The following is a 19478-nucleotide window of genomic DNA, read 5'->3' on the forward strand; positions in this document are numbered from 1 at the left end:
CTCAACTAACGCTCCTGCTGGTGAGTGGGGCTCGGGAAGCTGCCGGTCTGGCCGCTGCCGGCCTGACGGCCCTGAGCGATACCCCGACGGAGATTGGTCAGCCGTCCGCGTACGTCGTCAGGCGCACGCGAGACCTGCGGACCGGCTTGGTGCTGTTGCTGCTGCGCGGTGCCCGGGACGAGGTTCGCCCGGGGCACCCGGCGCGGCAGACCGGAGGTGGTGATACCACCCGAGGCGGGCTGCCGGACGCGCTCGGCCTGCCGGACGAGGTCGTCGTTCGGCGAGGTGCGCCAGGAGCCGGTGTCGGCGGCGGAGCGCTGCGGCGCCGCGGGCTGCTGCGGCTGCTGCTGCGCGGGCTGCTGCTGCGGCGCCGGCGCGTTCTCCGCCTGCGGACCGCCGTGGAACCAGTTGGTCTCCAGCGTGTCGTACAGCGGGGTACGGCCGTCCGACGGGCCGCTGGCCGGCGGCAGCGCCTCCGGCTCACGGTGCACCGGGCGCTGCGGCTGCTGGGGAGCGGAATGGCGCGGGGCGCCGAACTCGTCCCGGGCGGCCGGGCGCGGGCGCTCGAACTGGCCGGTGTGCGTGGGCTCGGGGCGGGCGGGCAGCGCGTGCTGGCCGGTGGAGCCGCCGTCGTACCCGGTGCCGTAGCCGTTCTCGTACCCCTGCGGGGCCTGGAACTCGCCGGTGGTCTGCGGGTTCTCGTCCTGCCGCGCGGGCGTCGCCGGGGCGCCGAAGATGTCCGAGCGGACGAACGAACCGGTGTCCTGCCGGTCACCCTGGTTGTCGTACCCGCCGGGCTGCTGCGGGGCCTCGGGACGGGCGAACTGGCCGGTGCCCTGGGCGCCGTTGTACTGCTCGGGCCGCTGCGGGGCCTCGAACTGGCCCGTCGTCTCGGTGCCCTGGTACAGCCCGGTGTTCTCCGCGCCGTTGTACTGGCCGGCGCCGGGCAGCTCGGCGCGCGGGAACTGGCCCGTGGCCGCCGGGTTCTGGGCGTCGATCCGCGGTATCTCCGAGGTCGAGCCCGGGCCCTGCCGGTCGTCCACCCGCGGCATCCGCGCGGTGTGCGCCGAGTCCTGCTCGTCGTGGCCGCGCGGGGTGTCCAGCGAGGCCCGGGACTGCGGGGTCGGGTCCTCGCTCCACGACGGGGTGCGCGCGGGCGCGCCGGCGCCGGGCAGCTCGGCCCGCGGTCCGCCGCGCGGCGGCAGCTGGGGCTGGCGGCCCTGGTCGGCGGGCCGCTGCGGGCCACGGCCGCCGAAGGCGTCCTGCGGGCCGTTCGGGCCGGCCGCCTGAAGACCCTGCGGGGCGGCGGGCGCCTGGCCGCCGAAGCCGGCCGGGGCCTGACGGTTCTGCTGGGGACCCCCGGGCGCCTGCGGACCGCGAGCGCCGGGACGGCCGCCCTGACCGGTGCCGGGCAGCGCGGCCCGGGGACCCTGACCGGCGCCGACCTGGCCGCGCGGACCGGAGCCGCCGAGCAGACCGCCACCGGCCGGGGCACCGCCGAGGGCGCCGCCGTTGCCGTTGCCGTTGCCCTGGCCGGTCTGCCGACGGGCCGCGGCCGCACCGGCGGCGGCCTGCGCGGCGGCGGGACCACCGGTGCCGAGCGGCGCGCCGGGCTTGCCCGGAACGGGCTTCTTGCCGCCCTGGGCGACATCCACGGGCAGCATGACCAGCGCGGTCGTACCACCGGAGTCGGACGGGCGGAGCTGGATGCGGATGCCGTGGCGCTGGGACAGTCGGCCGACCACGAACAGACCCATGCGGCGGGAGACCGAGACGTCCACGGTGGGCGGCGAGGCGAGCCGCTCGTTGATCGCCGCGAGGTCCTCGGGGGAGAGGCCGATACCGGTGTCGTGGATCTCGATCAGCACGCGGCCGTCGGGCAGCGCGTGACCGGTGACCTTGACCTTGGTCTGCGGCGAGGAGAAGGAGGTGGCGTTCTCGAGCAGCTCGGCGAGGAGGTGCACGAGGTCGTTGACGACCCGGCCGGCCACTTCGGTGGTCGGTACGGAGGCCAGCTCGATGCGCTCGTACTGCTCCACCTCGGACGCGGCGGCGCGGAGCACGTCGACCAGCGGGACCGGGCGGGTCCAGCGGCGGCCGGGCTCCTCACCCGCGAGGACGAGGAGGTTCTCGCCGTTACGGCGCATACGGGTGGCGAGGTGGTCCAGCTTGAACAGCGAGGACAGCTGGTCCGGGTCGGCCTCGCGGGACTCCAGCTCGGAGATGAGGGAGAGCTGGCGCTGGATCAGACCCTGGGAGCGGCGCGAGAGGTTGGTGAACATCGCGTTGACGTTGCCCCGCAGCAGGGCCTGCTCGGCGGCGAGGCGGACCGCCTCGCGGTGCACGTCGTCGAAGGCCGCGGCCACCTGGCCGATCTCGTCCCGGGAGTGCACACCGACGGACTCCACCGAGGTGTCGACGTCCTGCGGGTCGGACTCCGACAGCTGCTTGACCAGCTCGGGCAGGCGTTCCTGGGCGACCTTGGTGGCGGTCTCCTGGAGCCGGCGCAGCGAGCGGATCATGGACCGGGCCACGACGAACGCGCCGACCAGCGAGACGCCGAGCACGAGCAGGATCAGCACACCGGAGATGATGGCGTCACGCTGGGTGGCGCTCTTCAGCTCGCGGGCCTTCTGCTCCATGTCCTCGAGCAGCGTGTGCTCGATCTTCTTCATCTGCTCGATCTTGGTGGAGCTGTCGTCCACCCAGTCCCGGTAGGACCGCGCCGGCAGCTGCTGGAGTCCGTCGGAGGACTCGAAGGAGCGCTTGGCGTAGGTGTCCGCCGACTGGATCGTCGGGTTGCCCTCGTCGATCGGCTTGAGGAGTTCCTCGGCGTTCTCGGAGGCGTAGATCTTGCGGAAGATCGCCAGCTCGGAGTTCTCGCTCGCGTAGGCCGACTCGCCGTAGAGGCGGTCGTTCTCGGAGAGCTTGCCCTTGGTGGCGTTGGACGCGGGCAGTGCGGCGGCGATCGTGGCGCGCTGGACGGAGGCGTACTCCTTGGCGGTGGAGAAGGCCGCGAGCGCACGGGTGCGGGAGATCATCTCCGGGTTGCTGGACGCCTCGGCCATGTCCTGGGACAGACCGATCAGCTGGGTGATCAGCCGGTGGTACGACTCGATCGTCTGGGTCGAGTTGCCCTTGGACGTGTACGCGGACCGGCGGATCTTCGCCAGGTCGTCCAGCTGGTTGGCGAGGCCGACGAGGGCGTCTCGGACGCCCTGGAGCTGGCCGTCCTTGCTCGCCGCGTCGATCTGCTCGGAGGAGTTGAGGAAGTTCTCGCGGGCCCGGTCGGTCTTCTCCTGGTAGCCCTTGACCGTGTAGTCGGTGGCCTTCAGGCCGTGCGCCAGGGGACCGGCGGACTGGTCGCGCTCCTCCTGGAGCGCGGCGGCCAGTTCCGTGGCCTGCTTGGTCATGTCCGTCAGCAGCTTCATGTTGTCGAGCTGCTGGATGTCGGTGATGTTCTGGTCGATGCGCAGCGCACCGAGCGAGGTCGCCGCGACCACGGGCAGCGCGAGCAGCGACACCAGACGCGTGGAGATGCGCCAGTTGCGCAGCGCCATGCGCGAGCCGGGGCCGGTCGGGCCCTGGGGGGACTTCGCGGTCGGTGTGGGGGCACCGGAGTTCGTGGATCCCGGCGCGGCCTTGGAGGACGAGGCGCCCGGACGGCCGCCGCGCTCACCGCCGTCTCCGGACGGGGCCGGGCCCGGGTTCTGGGCGTGCTGGGGCGAGGAGCTGCCCTTCATGGGGCCAGTCCCGTCGTGCGGCTCCGGCTCCGCCGAGGCGCTGCCATCCCTCTTGAAACGTCCCTGCACTAGCGTCGCAACCTCTGGACCAGGCACCCCTCCGCGTGAACGGAGGGACACGGTGTCGGCGTTTGGAGAGCGCCCTGAATTACGCCCCCCGGGTGGTCTTGAGTGACCGGCGCTGGTTCCCCCTCTCGCCGCCACTCGGCGCTGTGTTGCGCCCCCTGCGCGCCGGCTCGATCCCGCGGCGGTCCGTGGAATTCCAGCACAGTGCCGGATCTCCAACAAGGGCCGTGTCCCGAGCTGTGACCTCCGTGACGGCGCGTGAGTGACGGACTACCGGCCGTCGAAGCCGTTCCTGGGCAGAACGGGCATAGGGGGGTGAGTCGCCGCCCGGTGCCCGGTGTCCCAGTCGCCATGATCAGGAGCGGAATGATGGGTTCAGCTGCCCAATGTCCGTTTCGTCGGGGCGGATTGTCGGCCGGAATTGACCGGTTTGCCCGTGAGTTCGTGAGCAAACTCACACGTCCATCCGGGTCAGTTGGCGTCTTCGGCGGGGAATCGGATGTTTAGCCTGACGCTTTACATGAGGGACGCATCTGTAAGCCCGCAGGCTCCAGACCCGCCGACACAGGACGAGGACTCGTACAACGGTGAAGACGACGACGCTGTTCCACAAGATCGCCAACCCGCGACGCACGACGCTGGCCCACCTCAAGGACGCCGGCGAGTTGCAGACGGCCGAGCTGCCGGAGCACTCCGTCGACCTGCCGACCCAGACGGCCAACCCCCGGCGCACCGTTCTGATGGAGATGCCGGTGGGCGTGGGGGCCCCGGCCGGAGAGTAGCCGACGGCACCGACGGGCGCGGCCGGAGGGATCCTCGCATGATCCTTCCGGCCGCGCCCGTGTTTTTCCGGCGGAACCCATTCGCCTGAGCGCGTTATCCCGCGGGGCCCTCGGCCACCGCCGGAAAAGCCCGGCCCCTATTCCTTCCCGGCAACCCCGCCCACCCGCCTGACCTGCGAAGACGCACCCCCGGGTGAATTCCGTCCGGCCGGATTCCACATCCGGAAAACACCGGACCGGCCGCAGTACCGGCCGAACACCGGGCCGCCCGACCGGTTAACCTGGGGCGTCAGTACGCCGGTTCTCAGTGAGGGGCGCAAGGATCCCGTGCGCATCGCCAGGTTCTCCATCGACGGGAACGTAGCCTTCGGCGCGGTCGAGGGCGACAAGGAGGACGAACTCGTCCTCGACATCATCAAGGGCATTCCGTTCGCGGACTTCGAGCTGTCCGGTACGAAGGTGCCGATCAGCAAGGTCAGGCTGCTGCCGCCGGTGCTCCCCAACAAGGTCGTCGCGTTCGGCCGCAACTACCGCGAGCACGCGCACGAGCTGGGCAACGAGGTGCCCCCCGTCCCCTTCGCCTTCTTCAAGCCGTCCACCTCGGTGATCGGCCCCGGCGACGAGATCCGGTACCCCTCCTTCTCCGAGGAACTGCACCACGAGGCCGAGCTGGCCGTGGTCATCGGGCGGATGTGCCGCGAGGTGCCGCGCGAGCGCGTCAAGGACGTCATCCTCGGCTACACCTGCGCCATCGACGTCACCGCCCGGGACGTGCAGCGGCGCGAGAAGCAGTGGGCCCGGGCCAAGGGCTTCGACACCTCCTGCCCGCTCGGCCCCTGGGTCGAGACCGGCCTGGACCTCGACCGCGCCAATGACCTCACCATCCAGCTCACGGTCAACGGCCAGCAGCGCCAGCTCGGCCGCACCAGCGAGATGATCCACCCCATCGAGGACCTGGTCGTCAACATCTCCGAGGCCATGACACTGCTCCCCGGCGACGTCATCCTCACCGGCACCCCGGCAGGGGTCGGCCCCCTGAACGTCGGCGACGAGGTCGCCGTCACCATCGAAGGCATCGGCACTCTCACCAACAAGGTTGTCAAGCGTGGCTAGCGCACCCGGCTCCCCCGTACGCGTCCGTTTCTGCCCCTCGCCCACCGGTAACCCCCATGTGGGCCTGGTCCGCACCGCCCTGTTCAACTGGGCGTTCGCCCGGCACCACCAGGGCACCCTGGTGTTCCGCATCGAGGACACCGACGCGGCCCGCGACTCGGAGGAGTCCTACCAGCAGCTGCTCGACTCGATGCGCTGGCTCGGCTTCGACTGGGACGAGGGCCCCGAGGTCGGCGGCCCGCACGCGCCGTACCGCCAGTCGCAGCGCATGGACCTCTACCGGGACGTCGCGCAGAAGCTCCTGGACGGCGGGTACGCCTACCGCTGCTACTGCTCCCAGGAGGAGCTGGACACCCGCCGCGAGGCCGCCCGTGCCGCCGGCAAGCCCTCGGGCTACGACGGCCACTGCCGCGAGCTGAGCGCCGAGCAGGTCGAGGAGTACCAGGCCCAGGGCCGCACCCCGATCGTCCGCTTCCGCATCCCGGACGAGCCGATCACCTTCACCGACCTGGTCCGCGGCGAGCTGACCTTCACGCCGGAGAACGTGCCCGACTACGGCATCGTCCGCGCGAACGGCGCCCCGCTGTACACGCTGGTGAACCCGGTCGACGACGCCCTGATGGAGATCACCCACGTGCTGCGCGGCGAGGACCTGCTGTCCTCCACCCCGCGGCAGATCGCCCTCTACAAGGCGCTGATCGAGCTGGGTATCGCCCAGCAGATCCCGGTCTTCGGCCACCTGCCGTACGTGATGGGCGAGGGCAACAAGAAGCTCTCCAAGCGCGACCCGCAGGCGTCCCTGAACCTCTACCGCGAGCAGGGCTTCCTGCCCGAGGGCCTGCTCAACTACCTCTCGCTCCTGGGCTGGTCGCTCTCCGCCGACCAGGACATCTTCACGATCGACGAGATGGTCGCCGCGTTCGACATCTCCGACGTGAACCCCAACCCGGCGCGCTTCGACCTGAAGAAGTGCGAGGCGATCAACGCCGACCACATCCGCATGCTGGATGTGAAGGAGTTCACCGAGCGCTGCCGCCCGTGGCTGAAGGCGCCGTTCGCCCCCTGGGCCCCGGAGGACTTCGACGAGTCGAAGTGGCAGGCGATCGCCCCGCACGCCCAGACCCGCGTGAAGGTCCTGTCGGAGATCACCGACAACGTCGACTTCCTCTTCCTCCCCGAGCCGGTCTCCGACGAGGCGTCCTGGACGAAGGCGATGAAGGAGGGCAGCGACGCCCTGCTCCGCACCGCCCGCGAGAAGCTGGAGTCGGCCGACTGGACCTCCGCCGAGTCCCTGAAGGAGGCCGTCCTGGCCGCCGGCGAGGCCCACGGCCTCAAGCTCGGCAAGGCCCAGGCCCCGGTCCGCGTCGCCGTCACCGGCCGCACCGTCGGCCTGCCGCTCTTCGAGTCCCTGGAGATCCTGGGCAAGGAGAAGACCCTGGCCCGCATCGACGCGGCCCTGGCGAAGCTGACCGCCTAGCCGGCACACGCGTCAGGGGCGGCATCCGGAGTGTTCCGGGTGCCGCCCCTGTTGCGTTGGTCACGGGGCGTCGACTTCGTCGATCAGATAGGCGCTCTCGTCGAAGATCTCCAGCACGACGACGACCATGATCGCGCCGGCCACCATGTACTCCAGCACCACACCGGGGGCGACATAGGCCTTGCGCAGGTTGTCGTCCGGTCCGAGCGGCGCGGTCGAGGTCTTCCGGAACGGGTCACGGGCCAGGATCCGCACGGCCCTGTCCAACTGCGCCCGGCGCTCCGCGGGCAGGGCGTCGTACGTCGCACGGGCCTCGACGGTGAACTGGACGCGGTACTCGCTCATGGCGCTCAGTGTGCCAGTCGTCCGGCGGTACCGTCGGTGTCATGACGATCAGAGCCGTGGTCTGGGACGTGGACGACACCCTGTTCGACTACACGACCGCGGACCGCGAGGGCATGCGGGCGCACCTCGTGGTGGAAGGGCTGCTCGCGGGCTACGACAGCCCCGAACAGGCCCTCGCCCGGTGGCGGGAGATCACCGACGCGCAGTGGGCGCGGTTCTCCGCCGGGGAGGCCACCTTCGAGGGCCAGCGGCGCGACCGCGTACGGATCTTCCTGGGCGCCGAGATGACGGACGCGGAGGCCGACGCCTGGTTCCAGCGGTACATCGGGCACTACGAGGCCGCTTGGAGCCTCTTCCCGGACGTCCTGCCCGCCCTGGACGCCCTCGCCGCCGACTACCGGCACGCGGTGCTGTCGAACTCCAGCCTCACCGTCCAGGAGCACAAGCTGCGCACGCTCGGCCTGCTCGACCGTTTCGAGGCCGTGCTGTGCGCCGCCGAGCTGGGCGTCTCCAAGCCGGACCGCGGCGCCTTCCTGGCCGCCTGCGAGGCGCTGGGCCTGCCCCCGCACGAGGTGGCGTACGTCGGCGACCACCCGGAGATCGACGGCCGGGGCGCCGCCGAGGCCGGTCTGCTGTCCGTCTGGATCGACCGCGGGACGGTGTACGCGGTGGGCCCCGGAGGGTCCCCCGCGCACCGGATCGCGACCCTCGCCGAACTGCCCGCGCTGGTCCGCGCGCATACCCGTTTTGGAGCCCCGTCCACCTTCGGGTAATGTTCTTCCTGCGCCGAGGGGAACGGGCCGAAAGGCCGGAACCCCGAGGAGCAAGCTAGAACGAGATCCCCGGTACAGGGGCTTGAGTTCCAGTGGCCTATGGTGTAATTGGCAGCACGACTGATTCTGGTTCAGTTAGTCTTGGTTCGAGTCCAGGTAGGCCAGCTCGCAGAGCTCATCTGCAAAGCCCCCGTTGTGTAGCGGCCTAGCACGCTGCCCTCTCAAGGCAGTAGCGCCGGTTCGAATCCGGTCGGGGGTACTGATCCTGATCCAGATCGGGATCGCTAGGGCCCCCGTTGTGTAGCGGCCTAGCACGCCGCCCTCTCAAGGCGGTAGCGCCGGTTCGAATCCGGTCGGGGGTACTGACTGGTCTAAACCATCATTGGTCTATGGTGTAATTGGCAGCACGACTGATTCTGGTTCAGTTAGTCTTGGTTCGAGTCCAGGTAGACCAGCTCGGACCTGCGGAAACGCAGAGTCCACGCCCCCGTTGTGTAGCGGCCTAGCACGCCGCCCTCTCAAGGCGGTAGCGCCGGTTCGAATCCGGTCGGGGGTACACACAGGCAAGGCCCTCCACTTCGGTGGGGGGCCTTCGCCGTGTCCGGGGCTCACTCGAAGCCGTACCTGCGCGCAGACTCCTCCTCCTGGGCCAGCCGGCGCAGCGCCTGGAGCATCGGCTCGGTCAGCACCGAACCGAGCACCGCCGTCTCCACCTTCTCCGCCTCCGACGGCTGCGTCTCCACGAAGTCCAGGTCGAGCCTGGCCATCTCGTGCATCAACTTGGCGTACGCCACCAGCAGTTCGCTCCCCCAGTCGTAACCGAGCCGGCGGAACGCGGCCACCGCCACCACCAGGGAGCGGTACGAGGGGGAGATCGTCGTCAGCAGTTTCGCGTTCGACCAGCCCAGCCGGTCCAGCAGCTCGTCCGCCTCCCGGTGCGCCGCCTGGACGAACACGTCGTCCTCGTCCGGCTCCGGCACCTGCGGAAGCGCCCACAGGGCCGCGCCCAGCCGGACCGTGCGGCCCAGGGCGTAGTCGTCGACGTGCCCCAGCACCTCCCGGACCGTGGCCACCGGGACCTTGCCGACCTGGATCATCGCGCGCACCAGCCGCAGCCGGCGCAGATGCTCGTCGCCGTACTCCGCCGTCGTCGTGTTGATCTGGCGGCCGGGCGGCAACAGGCCTTCGCGCAGGTAGTACTTGATCGTCGCGGTGGACACACCGCTGCGCCTGCTCAGTTCGGCGAGTCGCATCTCTTGCGCTCCTTCTTGGATAACGGCACTATCCAAACACGCGCTCTTGGATAGCGCCGCTCACCTATGAGGGGGAAATCATGGTGTCCCGTACGACCGCCGATGCGAAGGGCGAGATCGTCGTCCTGCTCATCGGCATGCGCATCAACCGCTTCTGGGCCGTACACCTGTGGCTCCCCGTGTTCTTCGGCATGCTCCGCATGCTGCGCGAGCTGGAGAAGGACCCGGCGCGGGGGCTGCTCACCCGGGTCCTGCTCACCGCGTCCCCGCGGACCTACTACGTGGTGCAGTACTGGGAGTCCAAGGAGAAGCTGTACGCCTACGCCACCGCGCCGGACGCCTTCCACCACAGGGCGTGGGCGACGCTCAACCGCAAGGAGCGCAAGGGGAAGCTGCGGGGGCAGGTCGGGATCTGGCACGAGACCTACGTCGTGCCGGAGGGGTCGTACGAGGCGATCTACGCGGACATGCCGGCCTTCGGGCTCGCCGCCGCGCACGGGCAGGTGCCGCTCGCCGCGCGGGGGCGGTACGCCAAGGACCGGCTCGCCTACCGGTCGGGCGCCGAGCAGGCCGCACGCCCCTGAGGGTGCGGCCCCGCGCCGGGGGAGAGGCTGCCGCGGCGTTGGGGCGGCCTCTCCCGCGGGGCGGGGCTTTCGTGCGTCAGCCGGAGCGGCGCAGGGCCTCCGAGAGGCGGCCTCGTGCGTCAGCCGGAGCGGCGCAGGGCCTCCGAGAGGCGGCCGGCCGCGTCGATGACCGCCTGGGCGTGCATACGGCCCGGGTGGCGGGTGAGGCGCTCGATCGGGCCGGAGACCGACACCGCGGCCACGACACGGTTGGAGGGGCCGCGCACGGGCGCCGAGACGGACGCCACGCCCGGCTCGCGCTCGCCGATGGACTGGGCCCAGCCGCGCCGCCGTACGCCCGACAGGGCCGTCGCCGTGAAGCGGGCGCCCTGAAGGCCCCGGTGCAGGCGCTCGGGCTCCTCCCAGGCCAGCAGGATCTGCGCGGAGGAGCCCGCCTTCATCGTGAGCGTCGAGCCGACCGGGACCGTGTCCCGCAGACCGGACAGCCGCTCCGCGGCGGCCACGCAGATGCGCATGTCACCCTGGCGCCGGTACAGCTGTGCACTCTCGCCGGTGACGTCGCGGAGGTGGGTGAGCACCGGGCCGGCCGTCGCCAGCAGGCGGTCCTCGCCCGCGGCCGCGGCCAGCTCGGACAGGCGCGGTCCGAGGATGAACCGGCCCTGCATGTCGCGTGCCACCATGCGGTGGTGTTCCAAAGCCACGGCCAGGCGGTGAGCCGTGGGTCGTGCCAGTCCGGTGGCCCCGACCAGACCCGCGAGGGTGGCCGGACCGGACTCCAGAGCGCTCAGGACGAGGGCCGCCTTGTCCAGAACGCCGACGCCGCTACTGTTGTCCATGCAACGATACTCACGTCTCACTCTGTGAAACGCAAGTTCAATTTTCCGTGGAACGCGCCACCCTGGAATCACACAGCGGCCCGCAGACCAACGGGCCTGGCGGTGGACGCCCGGAATCACGACTTCATGGGGCCCGCACACGGGCAGTCGCCGTCTCCTCACGATCTAGTTGGGCCGGTGGACGTGTGCCGGCCGGAGGGAAAGCGATGGGTAGGACACTCGCGGAGAAGGTCTGGGACGACCACGTCGTCCGGCGCGCCGAGGGCGAGCCCGACCTCCTCTACATCGATCTGCACCTGCTGCACGAGGTGACCAGCCCCCAGGCCTTCGACGGGCTGCGCAAGAGCGGCCGGCAGGTCCGCCGCCTCGACCTCACCATCGCGACCGAGGACCACAACACCCCGACCCTCGACATCGACAAGCCCATCGCCGACCCGGTCTCCCGCGCCCAGCTGGAGACGCTGCGCAAGAACTGCGCCGAGTTCGGGGTACGGCTGCACCCGCTCGGCGACATCGAGCAGGGCGTCGTCCACGTCGTCGGCCCGCAGCTGGGCCTGACCCAGCCGGGCACCACGGTGGTCTGCGGTGACTCCCACACCTCCACGCACGGTGCCTTCGGCGCGCTGGCGTTCGGCATCGGCACCTCGCAGGTCGAGCATGTGCTGGCCACCCAGACGCTGCCGATGGCCCGCCCGAAGACCATGGCGATCACCGTCGACGGCGAGCTGCCCGAGGGCGTCACCGCCAAGGACCTGATCCTGGCGATCATCGCGAAGATCGGCACGGGCGGCGGCCAGGGCTACATCCTGGAGTACCGCGGCTCCGCCATCGAGAAGCTCTCGATGGAGGCCCGGATGACCATCTGCAACATGTCGATCGAGGCCGGTGCCCGCGCGGGCATGATCGCCCCCGACGAGACCACCTTCGCCTACCTCAAGGGCCGCCCGCACGCCCCCGAGGGCGCCGACTGGGACGCCGCGGTGGAGTACTGGAAGACCCTGCGCACGGACGAGGACGCGGTCTTCGACGCCGAGGTGGTCATCGACGCCGCCGCGCTGTCCCCGTTCGTCACCTGGGGCACCAACCCCGGCCAGGGTGCGCCGCTTTCGGCGTCCGTCCCCGACCCGGCTTCGTACGAAGACGCTTCGGAGCGCCTCGCCGCCGAAAAGGCCCTGGAGTACATGGGGTTGGAGGCCGGCCAGCCGCTGCGCTCCATCAAGGTGGACACCGTCTTCGTAGGTTCCTGCACCAACGGCCGGATCGAGGACCTGCGCGCCGCGGCGGAGCTGCTGCGCGGCCGCAAAGTCGCCGACGGTGTACGGATGCTGGTCGTCCCGGGCTCCGCGCGGGTGGGTCTCCAGGCCGTCTCCGAGGGTCTGGACGTGGTCTTCAAGGAGGCCGGCGCCGAATGGCGGCACGCGGGCTGCTCGATGTGTCTCGGCATGAACCCCGACCAGCTGGCCCCGGGTGAGCGCTCCGCCTCCACCTCCAACCGCAACTTCGAGGGCCGGCAGGGCAAGGGCGGCCGTACCCACCTGGTGTCGCCGCAGGTCGCGGCCGCCACGGCGGTCCTGGGCCACCTGGCCTCGCCCGCCGACCTGTCCGACGCCGAGACCCGTACGCCCGCTGGAGTCTGATCAGTCATGGAAGCATTCACCACGCACACCGGCCGGGCCGTCCCGCTGCGCCGCAGCAACGTCGACACCGACCAGATCATCCCTGCTCACTGGCTCAAGAAGGTCACCCGGGACGGCTTCGAGGACGGGCTGTTCGAGGCCTGGCGCAAGGACCCGGAGTTCGTGCTCAACCGGTCCGAGCGGCAGGGTGCGACCGTGCTGGTCGCCGGCCCCGACTTCGGCACCGGTTCCTCCCGCGAGCACGCCGTGTGGGCGCTCCAGAACTACGGCTTCAAGGCCGTGATCTCCTCCCGTTTCGCCGACATCTTCCGCGGCAACTCGCTGAAGAACGGCCTGCTCACGGTCGTCCTGGACCAGAAGATCGTGGACGCGCTGTGGGAGCTGACCGAGCAGGACCCCACGGCTGAGGTCACTGTGGACCTTGAGGCGCGTGAGGTGCGGGCCGCGGGCATCACCGCCTCCTTCGAGCTGGACGAGAACTCCCGCTGGCGGCTGCTGAACGGCCTGGACGACATCTCCATCACCCTCCGGAACGAGGACGACATCGCCGCGTACGAGACCCGGCGGCCCTCCTACAAGCCGCGGACGCTCCAGGGCTGATCCCGCGCACGGGTGGTCGGGATCCGGCCACCCCAACACCCCCTCTGTACCCCCGATCGCCACGATTGGGGGTACAGCCATGTCTGCACCCGAACGGACCTGCGATCTTCTGACGCGTCCCACAACGTCCCACGTTAGGAAGGGAGTTGCGCGGGTACGTGAGTGCTGTGCGCGCGGTCTGCGCAAGTGCCTGGAAGGCCATTTGAGGCGGCAGTTGCCCCCTGGGCGGGCGACAACTCGCCCCAGATGGCACAATCTGTGCATGGAACACGACGGCCAACTCCAGCTCTATACGGCGGTCGCGAACCAGCTCAAGGAAGCGCACTCACGGGTGCGCGCACTGCAAGTCCCGGAGGGCGTACGGATGGCGCTGACCCGGAAGCTGCTGGTCATTACGGCCGCGGCCAAGCACGATCTCGCCGGTGCGGCAAGGCGGCTCGAGCAGTTCACCGCGGACCTCGACGAGGGTCGGATCCCCGAAGAGGACCGCTGAACAGCCCGGGGCGACCGAGTCCGTTGCGGCACAAGGGTGATAAGCCCGTTTCGTGTTTGATTTGCGGTATATATCTGCCTAACGTGCGAAAAAGCTTGAACACTTTCGTTCTGGCGAGGTCTCCGAAGGGGAAGACGTGAACAAGGCGCAGCTCGTAGAAGCGATTGCCGACAAGGTGGGTGGCCGCCAGCAGGCCGCCGACGCTGTCGATCATGTCCTGGACGCCATCGTCCGCGCGGTCGTCGCGGGCGAGCGGGTCTCGGTCACCGGCTTCGGCTCCTTCGAGAAGGTGGACCGTCCCGCTCGCTACGCCCGCAACCCTCAGACGGGCGAGCGGGTTCGGGTCAAGAAGACCTCCGTGCCGCGCTTCCGCGCCGGTCAGGGCTTCAAGGACCTGGTCAGCGGCTCGAAGAAGCTGCCGCGCGGTGGCGAGGTCTCGGTCAAGAAGGCCCCCAAGGGCAGCCTGACCGGCGGTGCCGCGGCGACGGTGAAGAAGGCCGCCGCGAAGAAGACGGCCAAGGCGGCCGCGAAGAAGACCACCACGGCCAAGAAGGCGACCCCGGCGAAGAAGACGACGACGGCCGCCGCGAAGAAGACCACGGCGAAGAAGGCGCCCGCGAAGAAGGCGACCACGGCCGCCGCGAAGACCACCGCGACGAAGGCCACCGCCAAGAAGACCACGGCGAAGAAGGCGCCCGCGAAGAAGGTCACCGCGAAGAAGGCGCCGGCCAAGAAGTCGACGGCGCGCAAGACGACCGCGAAGAAGACGACCGCCCGCAAGGCCACGTCGTAAGGTCACACGGTAGACCGCCAGGGCACTCACGCGCCGGGCCGGACTCCCCTGGGGAGTCCGGCCCGCGGCGTGTACGGGGCCAGTTGCCCGGTTACAGGGTCTGGAGGGTGACCAGGGTGATCCGCAGGGTCTCACCCGTCCCTTCCGTCTCCAGCCGCACCCGCTGCCCCGGCCGCAACAGCCTGAGGCCGCCCGCGTCGAACGCGGCCGTGTCGAAGGGGACCGGGGTGCCGTCGTCCAGAAGCACCTGCCCGCTGCGGGTCTCGGGGTCGTAGGTGTAGGCGGTGGCGTGCATGACGGTCAGCCTAGTGTCCGCCGCCGCGGAAGGCGCGAGGGGCCCGCGAGCCCGGGATCGGCAGGCCCGCCGACACCGCCGCCGTGTGCCGGCCCACCCCCAGGGCCAGTGCCGCCCGGAGATCCTCCCCGGTGTCCACGTCCTGCCGTACCGAATCGACGCCCGGCAGCACGAGTTCCGCCGCCCCCGAGATCCGGTGCCGGGCACGGGAATCCGGCCCGAACTCCGGCCGCAGTTCCCGCCCGGGCCCCGCGGCCAGCAAGGTCGTGCCCAGTTCGGCCGCATCCGGAAGAAAGGCCCGCGGGAATTCCGCCGCCGCGCCCAGGACGAGGGCCAGCTCCGCCGCCCGCAGCGCCGGCAGATCCGCGTTCAGGGCCGCGACCGGCACCCCCGGGCGGGACTCCCGCACCGCCGCCGCGCCGTGCGCCAGAGCGGCGTTCAGGCCCCGCCCGGGGCGGTCCGGGACGATCCGCGCGCCCAGCGCCGCCAGCTCCCGCGCGGCCAATTCGTCGTCCGTGACGACCGCCACATCCGCCACCGCCGGGCAGGACACCGCCGCGGCCACCGTGTCCTGCGCGAACGCAAGGGCCAGCCCGGGCCGCACCCCGTCGGCGGCGGTGTCCGAGAGCCTGCTCTTGGCCCGGGCGAGGGGCTTCAGAGGAATCACCAAGGTCCACTGCACCGCGTACCGTCCCTCTCTCGTCACGATCATTGTCCCCCGGGTCCTCGGGCAGCCCGACCGTCGGGGCGTACGGTGTTCTCGACAGACCGGCGGCCCGGCGCGACACTTGTGCGGCCCCCGCCGGGGTGGCAGCCCTAGAGGAAGGTGTCCTTGTGCCCCGCCGCAGAATCGGCTTCTGGTACCGCTTCGCCGCGGTGATCTGCAAACCGCCGCTGGTGGTTCTGATCAAGCGGGACTGGCGTGGAATGGAGCACATTCCGGCCGAGGGCGGATTTATCACCGCGGTGAACCACAATTCCCATGTGGACCCCTTCGCGTACGCCCATTATCAGTACAACACCGGACGGGTTCCGCGATTCCTGGCGAAGAGCGGACTTTTCAAGAAGGGATTCGTCGGCGCCGCGATGCGCGGCACCGGACAGATCCCCGTCTACCGTGAGTCCACGGACGCGCTGAGCGCCTTCCGGGCCGCGATCGACGCCGTGGAACGCGGTGAGTGCGTCGCCTTCTACCCCGAGGGAACCCTCACCCGCGACCCGGACGGCTGGCCCATGACCGGCAAGACCGGTGCCGCCCGCGTCGCCCTCCAGACCAGGTGCCCGGTCGTGCCCGTCGCCCAGTGGGGCGCCAACGAACTGCTGCCGCCGTACGCCAAGAAGCCGAACCTCTTCCCGCGCAAGACCCACCATGTGCTGGCGGGCCCGCCGGTGGACCTGTCGCGCTTCTACGGCAAGGAGATGACCCCGGAGGTCCTCAAGGAGGCCACCGAGGTCATCATGGCGGCCATCACCCGCCTGCTGGAGGAGATCCGCGGCGAGAAGGCGCCCGAGAGGCCCTACGACCCGCGCCGCGAACGGATCGAGCAGCGGCGCCGCACCCAGGCGCAGACGCGAGGCAAGGAACCGGAGGGCCAGGGCACGTGAGCAAGGCGGTAAAGGCGGCGGTCATGGGCACCGGCTCATGGGGCACCGCTTTCGGCATGGTCCTCGCCGACGCGGGCTGCGAGGTGACGGTGTGGGCCCGCCGCCCGGAGCTGGCCGAGGCGGTCAACTCCACCCGGACCAACCCCGACTACCTGCCCGGGGTCGAGCTCCCGGAGCGGCTGCGCGCCACCTCGGACGCGGCCGAGGCGCTGCGGGACGCGGACTTCACCGTCCTCGCCATCCCCTCCCAGACCCTGCGCGCCAACCTCGCCGAGTGGACCCCGATGCTCGCGCCGGACACCGTGCTCGTCTCCCTGATGAAGGGCGTCGAACTCGGCTCCACCATGCGGATGAGCGAGGTCGTCGAGGACGTCGCCAAGGTCGGCGCCGACCGCATCGCCGTGGTCACCGGGCCCAACCTGGCCCGCGAGATCGCCGCGCGGATGCCCGCCGCGGCCGTCGTCGCCTGCACCGACGAGCGGGTCGCGCAGCGCCTCCAGGCCGCCTGCCACACGCCGTACTTCCGGCCGTACACCAACACCGACGTCGTCGGCTGCGAACTCGGCGGCGCGGTCAAGAACGTCATCGGGCTCGCGGTCGGCATCGCCGACGGCATGGGCCTCGGCGACAACGCCAAGGGCTCCCTCATCACGCGCGGCCTCGCCGAGACCACCCGGCTCGGCAGCGCGCTCGGCGCCGACCCGATGACCTTCTCCGGCCTCGCGGGCCTCGGCGACCTGGTCGCCACCTGCTCCTCGCCGCTGTCCCGCAACCACACCTTCGGCGCCAACCTGGGCAAGGGCATGACCCTGGAGGAGACCATCGCGGTCACCCGGCAGACCGCCGAGGGCGTCAAGTCCTGCGAGTCCGTGCTGGATCTGGCCCGCCGGCACGACGTCGACATGCCCATCACCGAGACGGTCGTCGCGATCGTCCACGAGGGCAAGTCGCCGGTGGCCGCGGTGAAGGAGCTGATGTCGCGCAGCGCGAAGCCGGAACGACGCTGAGCGACCACCCGGGGGACGTGGCGCCACGGCGGCCGAGCGGGCGCTGACTCGGGGGATACCAACGGGTACTCTCAACGCGATATGAGCACCGAGAACCTCCCCCAGACCCCCGAGCAGCCGTCGCGCAAGCCGCGCGTGGCCGTCGTGTTCGGCGGCCGCAGCTCCGAACACGGCATCTCCGCGGTCACGGCCGGCGCCGTCCTCAAGGCCATCGACCGGAGCAAGTACGACGTCCTGCCGATCGGCATCACGCGGGAGGGCCGCTGGGTGCTCACCGCCGACGAGCCGGAGCGGATGGCCATCACCGACCGCCGCACCCCCGAGGTCGCGGACCTCGCCGAGTCGCACGAGGGCGGCGTGGTGCTCCCCGTCGACCCCGCGAACCGCGAGGTCGTCTACAGCGAGCCCGGTTCCGTGCCCAAGGCGCTCGGCGAGGTCGACGTGGTCTTCCCGGTGCTGCACGGCCCGTACGGCGAGGACGGCACCCTCCAGGGCCTCCTGGAGCTGTCCGGAGTGCCGTACGTCGGCTCCGGCGTGCTCGCCTCGGCCGTCGGCCAGGACAAGGAGTACATGAAGCGGGTCTTCACCTCCTTCGGGCTCAAGGTCGGCCCCTACGTGGTGATCCGCCCCCGGGAGTGGCAGCAGGACGAGTCCGCCGCCCGCAAGAAGATCGTCGACTTCGCCGGCGAGCACGGCTGGCCGCTGTTCGTGAAGCCCGCGCGCGCGGGCTCGTCCATCGGCATCACCAAGGTCGACGACCTGTCCGGCCTGGACGAGGCGATCGCCGAGGCGCAGGCGCACGATCCGAAGATCCTGGTCGAGGCCGCCGTACGGGGCCGTGAGATCGAGTGCGGCGTGCTGGAGTTCGAGGACGGGCCGCGCGCCTCCGTCCCGGCCGAGATCCCGCCGCCGGACGCGCACGCGTACTACGACTTCGAGGCCAAGTACATCGACTCCACCCCCGGTCTCGTGCCGGCGCCGCTCACCGAGGCGCAGACCGCCGAGGTGCAGGAACTCGCCGTGCAGGCCTTCGAGGCGGCCTCCTGCGAGGGTCTGGTCCGCGCGGACTTCTTCCTCACCGAGGACGGCGAGTTCGTCATCAACGAGATCAACACCCTGCCGGGCTTCACGCCGATCTCGATGTACCCGCAGATGTGGCAGGCCAGCGGGGTCTCCTACCCCGAGCTGATCGACCGCCTGGTGCAGGCGGCGCTGCGCCGCCCGACCGGTCTGCGCTGACCCTCAGCCGCGCATGGAGGCGATCCCCTCGGGGATCGCCTTCTTCACGGCCGGCGCCAGGTCCGTGAGGACGCCGGTGCCCTCCTGCTGCGCGGACATGCCCTGGGGCAGGCTCACCTGCACATAGGCCACGCGGCCCGCCGTGGTGAACCGCCAGGTGCCGTCGCTCTGCTTCTCCATCAGCCAGTCGACGCCGTCGACCCCGCCCGCGATCGCGTCCGGGTCGCCGCCTTCGGCCACCTTGGGGTCGATCATCTTCGGCGGCCGTACGACACCGCAGCGCAGTATGATCGCCGGGTTTCCCCAGCCCGCCGTGTAGGCGGACCGGGGTCCGGGGTCGTTCCGGCTTCTGCCGTCGAGCTGCTGCGGCAGCACCCGGTGCAGTTCCCGGCACACCGGCGCCGTCTTCGCGTCGGGGCGGGGAACCGTCACCGTCGTGCCGTCGTCTGCCGAGGAGCAGCCCGCGACCGCGACGAGCAGCGCGGGCGCGAGCACGCCGAGAGGCCGGTGACGGAAAATGTTCACCGGCCAAGCGTAGACGGGGGCTAGATATGCACGACCGGACAGGTCAGGGTGCGCGTGATGCCGTCCACTTGCTGGACCTTCGCGACCACCATGCGACCGAGGTCGTCGACGGTGTCGGCTTGTGCGCGCACGATGACGTCATACGGTCCCGTCACGTCCTCGGCCTGGATCACTCCAGGAATCTTGGTGATCGTGTCGGCGACGGTCGACGCTTTGCCGACCTCCGTCTGGATCAGGATGTACGCCTGTACCACGGAACCTCCAGGGCGGCCACGAGGATCATGTGGGGGAAAGGAACGCCACGGTATCGCG

20 protein-coding genes and 5 tRNA genes are annotated in these 19478 nt (G+C 70.6%); 17 read left to right on the forward strand and 8 right to left on the reverse strand.

What is annotated here, in order from left to right; translation table 11 throughout:
* Positions 1 to 5 precede the first annotated feature (5 nt).
* Positions 6 to 3812 (reverse strand): sensor histidine kinase, encoded by a 3807-nt coding sequence (locus ACZ5CZ_RS01210; RefSeq protein ID WP_468938120.1) that lies wholly within the window; start codon positions 3810 to 3812, stop codon positions 6 to 8.
* A gap of 584 nt (positions 3813 to 4396) precedes the next feature.
* Here ACZ5CZ_RS01210 and ACZ5CZ_RS01215 point away from each other — a divergent pair.
* The 3 genes from ACZ5CZ_RS01215 to gltX all read left to right on the forward strand — a co-directional run bounded on the left by ACZ5CZ_RS01215 (position 4397) and on the right by gltX (position 7181).
* Positions 4397 to 4591, forward strand: coding sequence for a hypothetical protein (locus tag ACZ5CZ_RS01215; RefSeq protein ID WP_450784383.1), 195 nt, complete (start codon positions 4397 to 4399; stop codon positions 4589 to 4591).
* A 327-nt stretch (positions 4592 to 4918) separates the two neighbouring features.
* On the forward strand, positions 4919 to 5704 hold the full coding sequence (locus ACZ5CZ_RS01220) for a fumarylacetoacetate hydrolase family protein (protein WP_385839764.1): 786 nt from the start codon (positions 4919 to 4921) through the stop codon (positions 5702 to 5704).
* Positions 5697 to 7181 carry a glutamate--tRNA ligase gene (gltX, locus tag ACZ5CZ_RS01225; RefSeq protein ID WP_467546897.1) on the forward strand — a complete coding sequence of 495 codons (1485 nt, stop codon included), beginning with the start codon at positions 5697 to 5699 and terminating at the stop codon, positions 7179 to 7181. The genes ACZ5CZ_RS01220 and gltX overlap by 8 nt, the downstream gene beginning before the upstream one ends.
* 60 nt (positions 7182 to 7241) lie before the next feature.
* Here gltX and ACZ5CZ_RS01230 read toward each other — a convergent pair whose 3' ends face one another.
* Positions 7242 to 7526 carry a type II toxin-antitoxin system RelE family toxin gene (locus tag ACZ5CZ_RS01230; RefSeq protein WP_385839762.1) on the reverse strand — a complete coding sequence of 95 codons (285 nt, stop codon included), beginning with the start codon at positions 7524 to 7526 and terminating at the stop codon, positions 7242 to 7244.
* A 41-nt stretch (positions 7527 to 7567) separates the two neighbouring features.
* Here ACZ5CZ_RS01230 and ACZ5CZ_RS01235 point away from each other — a divergent pair, with 41 nt between their 5' ends.
* From ACZ5CZ_RS01235 to ACZ5CZ_RS01260, 6 genes are all read left to right on the forward strand, one after another.
* The gene (locus ACZ5CZ_RS01235; protein ID WP_468938124.1) at positions 7568 to 8299 is read left to right on the forward strand and encodes an HAD family hydrolase; all 732 of its coding nucleotides are present in this window, start codon (positions 7568 to 7570) and stop codon (positions 8297 to 8299) included.
* 93 nt (positions 8300 to 8392) lie between these two features.
* Positions 8393 to 8464, forward strand: a tRNA-Gln gene (locus ACZ5CZ_RS01240).
* Between the two features lie 21 nt (positions 8465 to 8485).
* Positions 8486 to 8558: transfer RNA gene (locus tag ACZ5CZ_RS01245), tRNA-Glu, on the forward strand.
* A 30-nt stretch (positions 8559 to 8588) separates the two neighbouring features.
* A tRNA-Glu gene (locus ACZ5CZ_RS01250) sits at positions 8589 to 8661 on the forward strand.
* A gap of 21 nt (positions 8662 to 8682) precedes the next feature.
* Positions 8683 to 8754: transfer RNA gene (locus ACZ5CZ_RS01255), tRNA-Gln, on the forward strand.
* Between the two features lie 28 nt (positions 8755 to 8782).
* A tRNA-Glu gene (locus ACZ5CZ_RS01260) sits at positions 8783 to 8855 on the forward strand.
* Between the two features lie 52 nt (positions 8856 to 8907).
* On the opposite strand, the gene ACZ5CZ_RS01265 is transcribed toward ACZ5CZ_RS01260, so the two are convergent.
* The gene (locus ACZ5CZ_RS01265) at positions 8908 to 9552 is read right to left on the reverse strand and encodes a MerR family transcriptional regulator (protein WP_385839760.1); all 645 of its coding nucleotides are present in this window, start codon (positions 9550 to 9552) and stop codon (positions 8908 to 8910) included.
* 80 nt (positions 9553 to 9632) lie between these two features.
* Between ACZ5CZ_RS01265 and ACZ5CZ_RS01270 the strand changes: the two genes are divergently transcribed.
* Entirely contained in the window at positions 9633 to 10136 is a 504-nt protein-coding gene (locus tag ACZ5CZ_RS01270) for a DUF4188 domain-containing protein (RefSeq protein WP_385839759.1), read from the forward strand.
* Between the two features lie 119 nt (positions 10137 to 10255).
* Here ACZ5CZ_RS01270 and ndgR read toward each other — a convergent pair whose 3' ends face one another.
* Positions 10256 to 10972, reverse strand: a complete 717-nt coding sequence (gene ndgR / locus ACZ5CZ_RS01275) for an IclR family transcriptional regulator NdgR (protein WP_067301246.1) — start codon at positions 10970 to 10972, stop codon at positions 10256 to 10258.
* A 206-nt stretch (positions 10973 to 11178) separates the two neighbouring features.
* Here ndgR and leuC point away from each other — a divergent pair, with 206 nt between their 5' ends.
* The 4 genes from leuC to ACZ5CZ_RS01295 all read left to right on the forward strand — a co-directional run bounded on the left by leuC (position 11179) and on the right by ACZ5CZ_RS01295 (position 14495).
* Positions 11179 to 12609: a 3-isopropylmalate dehydratase large subunit gene (gene leuC / locus ACZ5CZ_RS01280; RefSeq protein ID WP_468938130.1), complete on the forward strand. Its 1431-nt coding sequence runs from the start codon at positions 11179 to 11181 to the stop codon at positions 12607 to 12609.
* Between the two features lie 6 nt (positions 12610 to 12615).
* On the forward strand, positions 12616 to 13209 hold the full coding sequence (gene leuD / locus ACZ5CZ_RS01285) for a 3-isopropylmalate dehydratase small subunit (protein WP_385839757.1): 594 nt from the start codon (positions 12616 to 12618) through the stop codon (positions 13207 to 13209).
* Positions 13210 to 13471: 262 nt separating this feature from the next.
* On the forward strand, positions 13472 to 13702 hold the full coding sequence (locus ACZ5CZ_RS01290) for an SCO5555 family protein (RefSeq protein ID WP_385839756.1): 231 nt from the start codon (positions 13472 to 13474) through the stop codon (positions 13700 to 13702).
* A gap of 136 nt (positions 13703 to 13838) precedes the next feature.
* Positions 13839 to 14495: an HU family DNA-binding protein gene (locus ACZ5CZ_RS01295; protein WP_385839755.1), complete on the forward strand. Its 657-nt coding sequence runs from the start codon at positions 13839 to 13841 to the stop codon at positions 14493 to 14495.
* A gap of 91 nt (positions 14496 to 14586) precedes the next feature.
* Here ACZ5CZ_RS01295 and ACZ5CZ_RS01300 read toward each other — a convergent pair whose 3' ends face one another.
* Both ACZ5CZ_RS01300 and cofC read right to left on the reverse strand, forming a co-directional pair.
* A complete protein-coding gene (locus tag ACZ5CZ_RS01300; RefSeq protein ID WP_385839754.1) occupies positions 14587 to 14790 on the reverse strand; it encodes a hypothetical protein in 204 nt (67 codons plus the stop codon).
* 10 nt (positions 14791 to 14800) lie between these two features.
* The gene (cofC, locus tag ACZ5CZ_RS01305; RefSeq protein WP_385840301.1) at positions 14801 to 15472 is read right to left on the reverse strand and encodes a 2-phospho-L-lactate guanylyltransferase; all 672 of its coding nucleotides are present in this window, start codon (positions 15470 to 15472) and stop codon (positions 14801 to 14803) included.
* A 152-nt stretch (positions 15473 to 15624) separates the two neighbouring features.
* On the opposite strand from cofC, the gene ACZ5CZ_RS01310 reads away from it, so the two are divergent.
* From ACZ5CZ_RS01310 to ACZ5CZ_RS01320, 3 genes are all read left to right on the forward strand, one after another.
* Entirely contained in the window at positions 15625 to 16395 is a 771-nt protein-coding gene (locus tag ACZ5CZ_RS01310) for a lysophospholipid acyltransferase family protein (protein WP_385839753.1), read from the forward strand.
* Entirely contained in the window at positions 16392 to 17402 is a 1011-nt protein-coding gene (locus tag ACZ5CZ_RS01315; protein ID WP_385839752.1) for an NAD(P)H-dependent glycerol-3-phosphate dehydrogenase, read from the forward strand. Before ACZ5CZ_RS01310 ends, ACZ5CZ_RS01315 begins: the two co-directional genes overlap by 4 nt.
* 81 nt (positions 17403 to 17483) lie before the next feature.
* Positions 17484 to 18641, forward strand: coding sequence for a D-alanine--D-alanine ligase family protein (locus tag ACZ5CZ_RS01320; RefSeq protein ID WP_385839751.1), 1158 nt, complete (start codon positions 17484 to 17486; stop codon positions 18639 to 18641).
* 3 nt (positions 18642 to 18644) lie between these two features.
* Here ACZ5CZ_RS01320 and ACZ5CZ_RS01325 read toward each other — a convergent pair whose 3' ends face one another.
* Entirely contained in the window at positions 18645 to 19166 is a 522-nt protein-coding gene (locus ACZ5CZ_RS01325) for a DUF3515 domain-containing protein (RefSeq protein ID WP_385839750.1), read from the reverse strand.
* 20 nt (positions 19167 to 19186) lie between these two features.
* Positions 19187 to 19420, reverse strand: a complete 234-nt coding sequence (locus ACZ5CZ_RS01330) for an Lrp/AsnC family transcriptional regulator (protein ID WP_385839749.1) — start codon at positions 19418 to 19420, stop codon at positions 19187 to 19189.
* Positions 19421 to 19478 lie beyond the last annotated feature (58 nt).

The organism is Streptomyces sp. NPDC031418 (genome assembly GCF_055581605.1).

Bases quoted from the DNA above. Each gene is read 5' to 3' on its own strand.
- ACZ5CZ_RS01230 (WP_385839762.1), bottom strand. From the start codon at position 7,526: ATGAGCGAGTACCGCGTCCAGTTCACCGTCGAGGCCCGTGCGACGTAC.
- ACZ5CZ_RS01235 (WP_468938124.1), top strand. From the start codon at position 7,568: ATGACGATCAGAGCCGTGGTCTGGGACGTGGACGACACCCTGTTCGAC.
- ACZ5CZ_RS01265 (WP_385839760.1), bottom strand. From the start codon at position 9,552: ATGCGACTCGCCGAACTGAGCAGGCGCAGCGGTGTGTCCACCGCGACG.
- ACZ5CZ_RS01270 (WP_385839759.1), top strand. From the start codon at position 9,633: ATGGTGTCCCGTACGACCGCCGATGCGAAGGGCGAGATCGTCGTCCTG.
- ndgR (WP_067301246.1), bottom strand. From the start codon at position 10,972: ATGGACAACAGTAGCGGCGTCGGCGTTCTGGACAAGGCGGCCCTCGTC.
- leuC (WP_468938130.1), top strand. From the start codon at position 11,179: ATGGGTAGGACACTCGCGGAGAAGGTCTGGGACGACCACGTCGTCCGG.
- leuD (WP_385839757.1), top strand. From the start codon at position 12,616: ATGGAAGCATTCACCACGCACACCGGCCGGGCCGTCCCGCTGCGCCGC.
- ACZ5CZ_RS01290 (WP_385839756.1), top strand. From the start codon at position 13,472: ATGGAACACGACGGCCAACTCCAGCTCTATACGGCGGTCGCGAACCAG.
- ACZ5CZ_RS01300 (WP_385839754.1), bottom strand. From the start codon at position 14,790: ATGCACGCCACCGCCTACACCTACGACCCCGAGACCCGCAGCGGGCAG.
- ACZ5CZ_RS01320 (WP_385839751.1), top strand. From the start codon at position 17,484: ATGAGCACCGAGAACCTCCCCCAGACCCCCGAGCAGCCGTCGCGCAAG.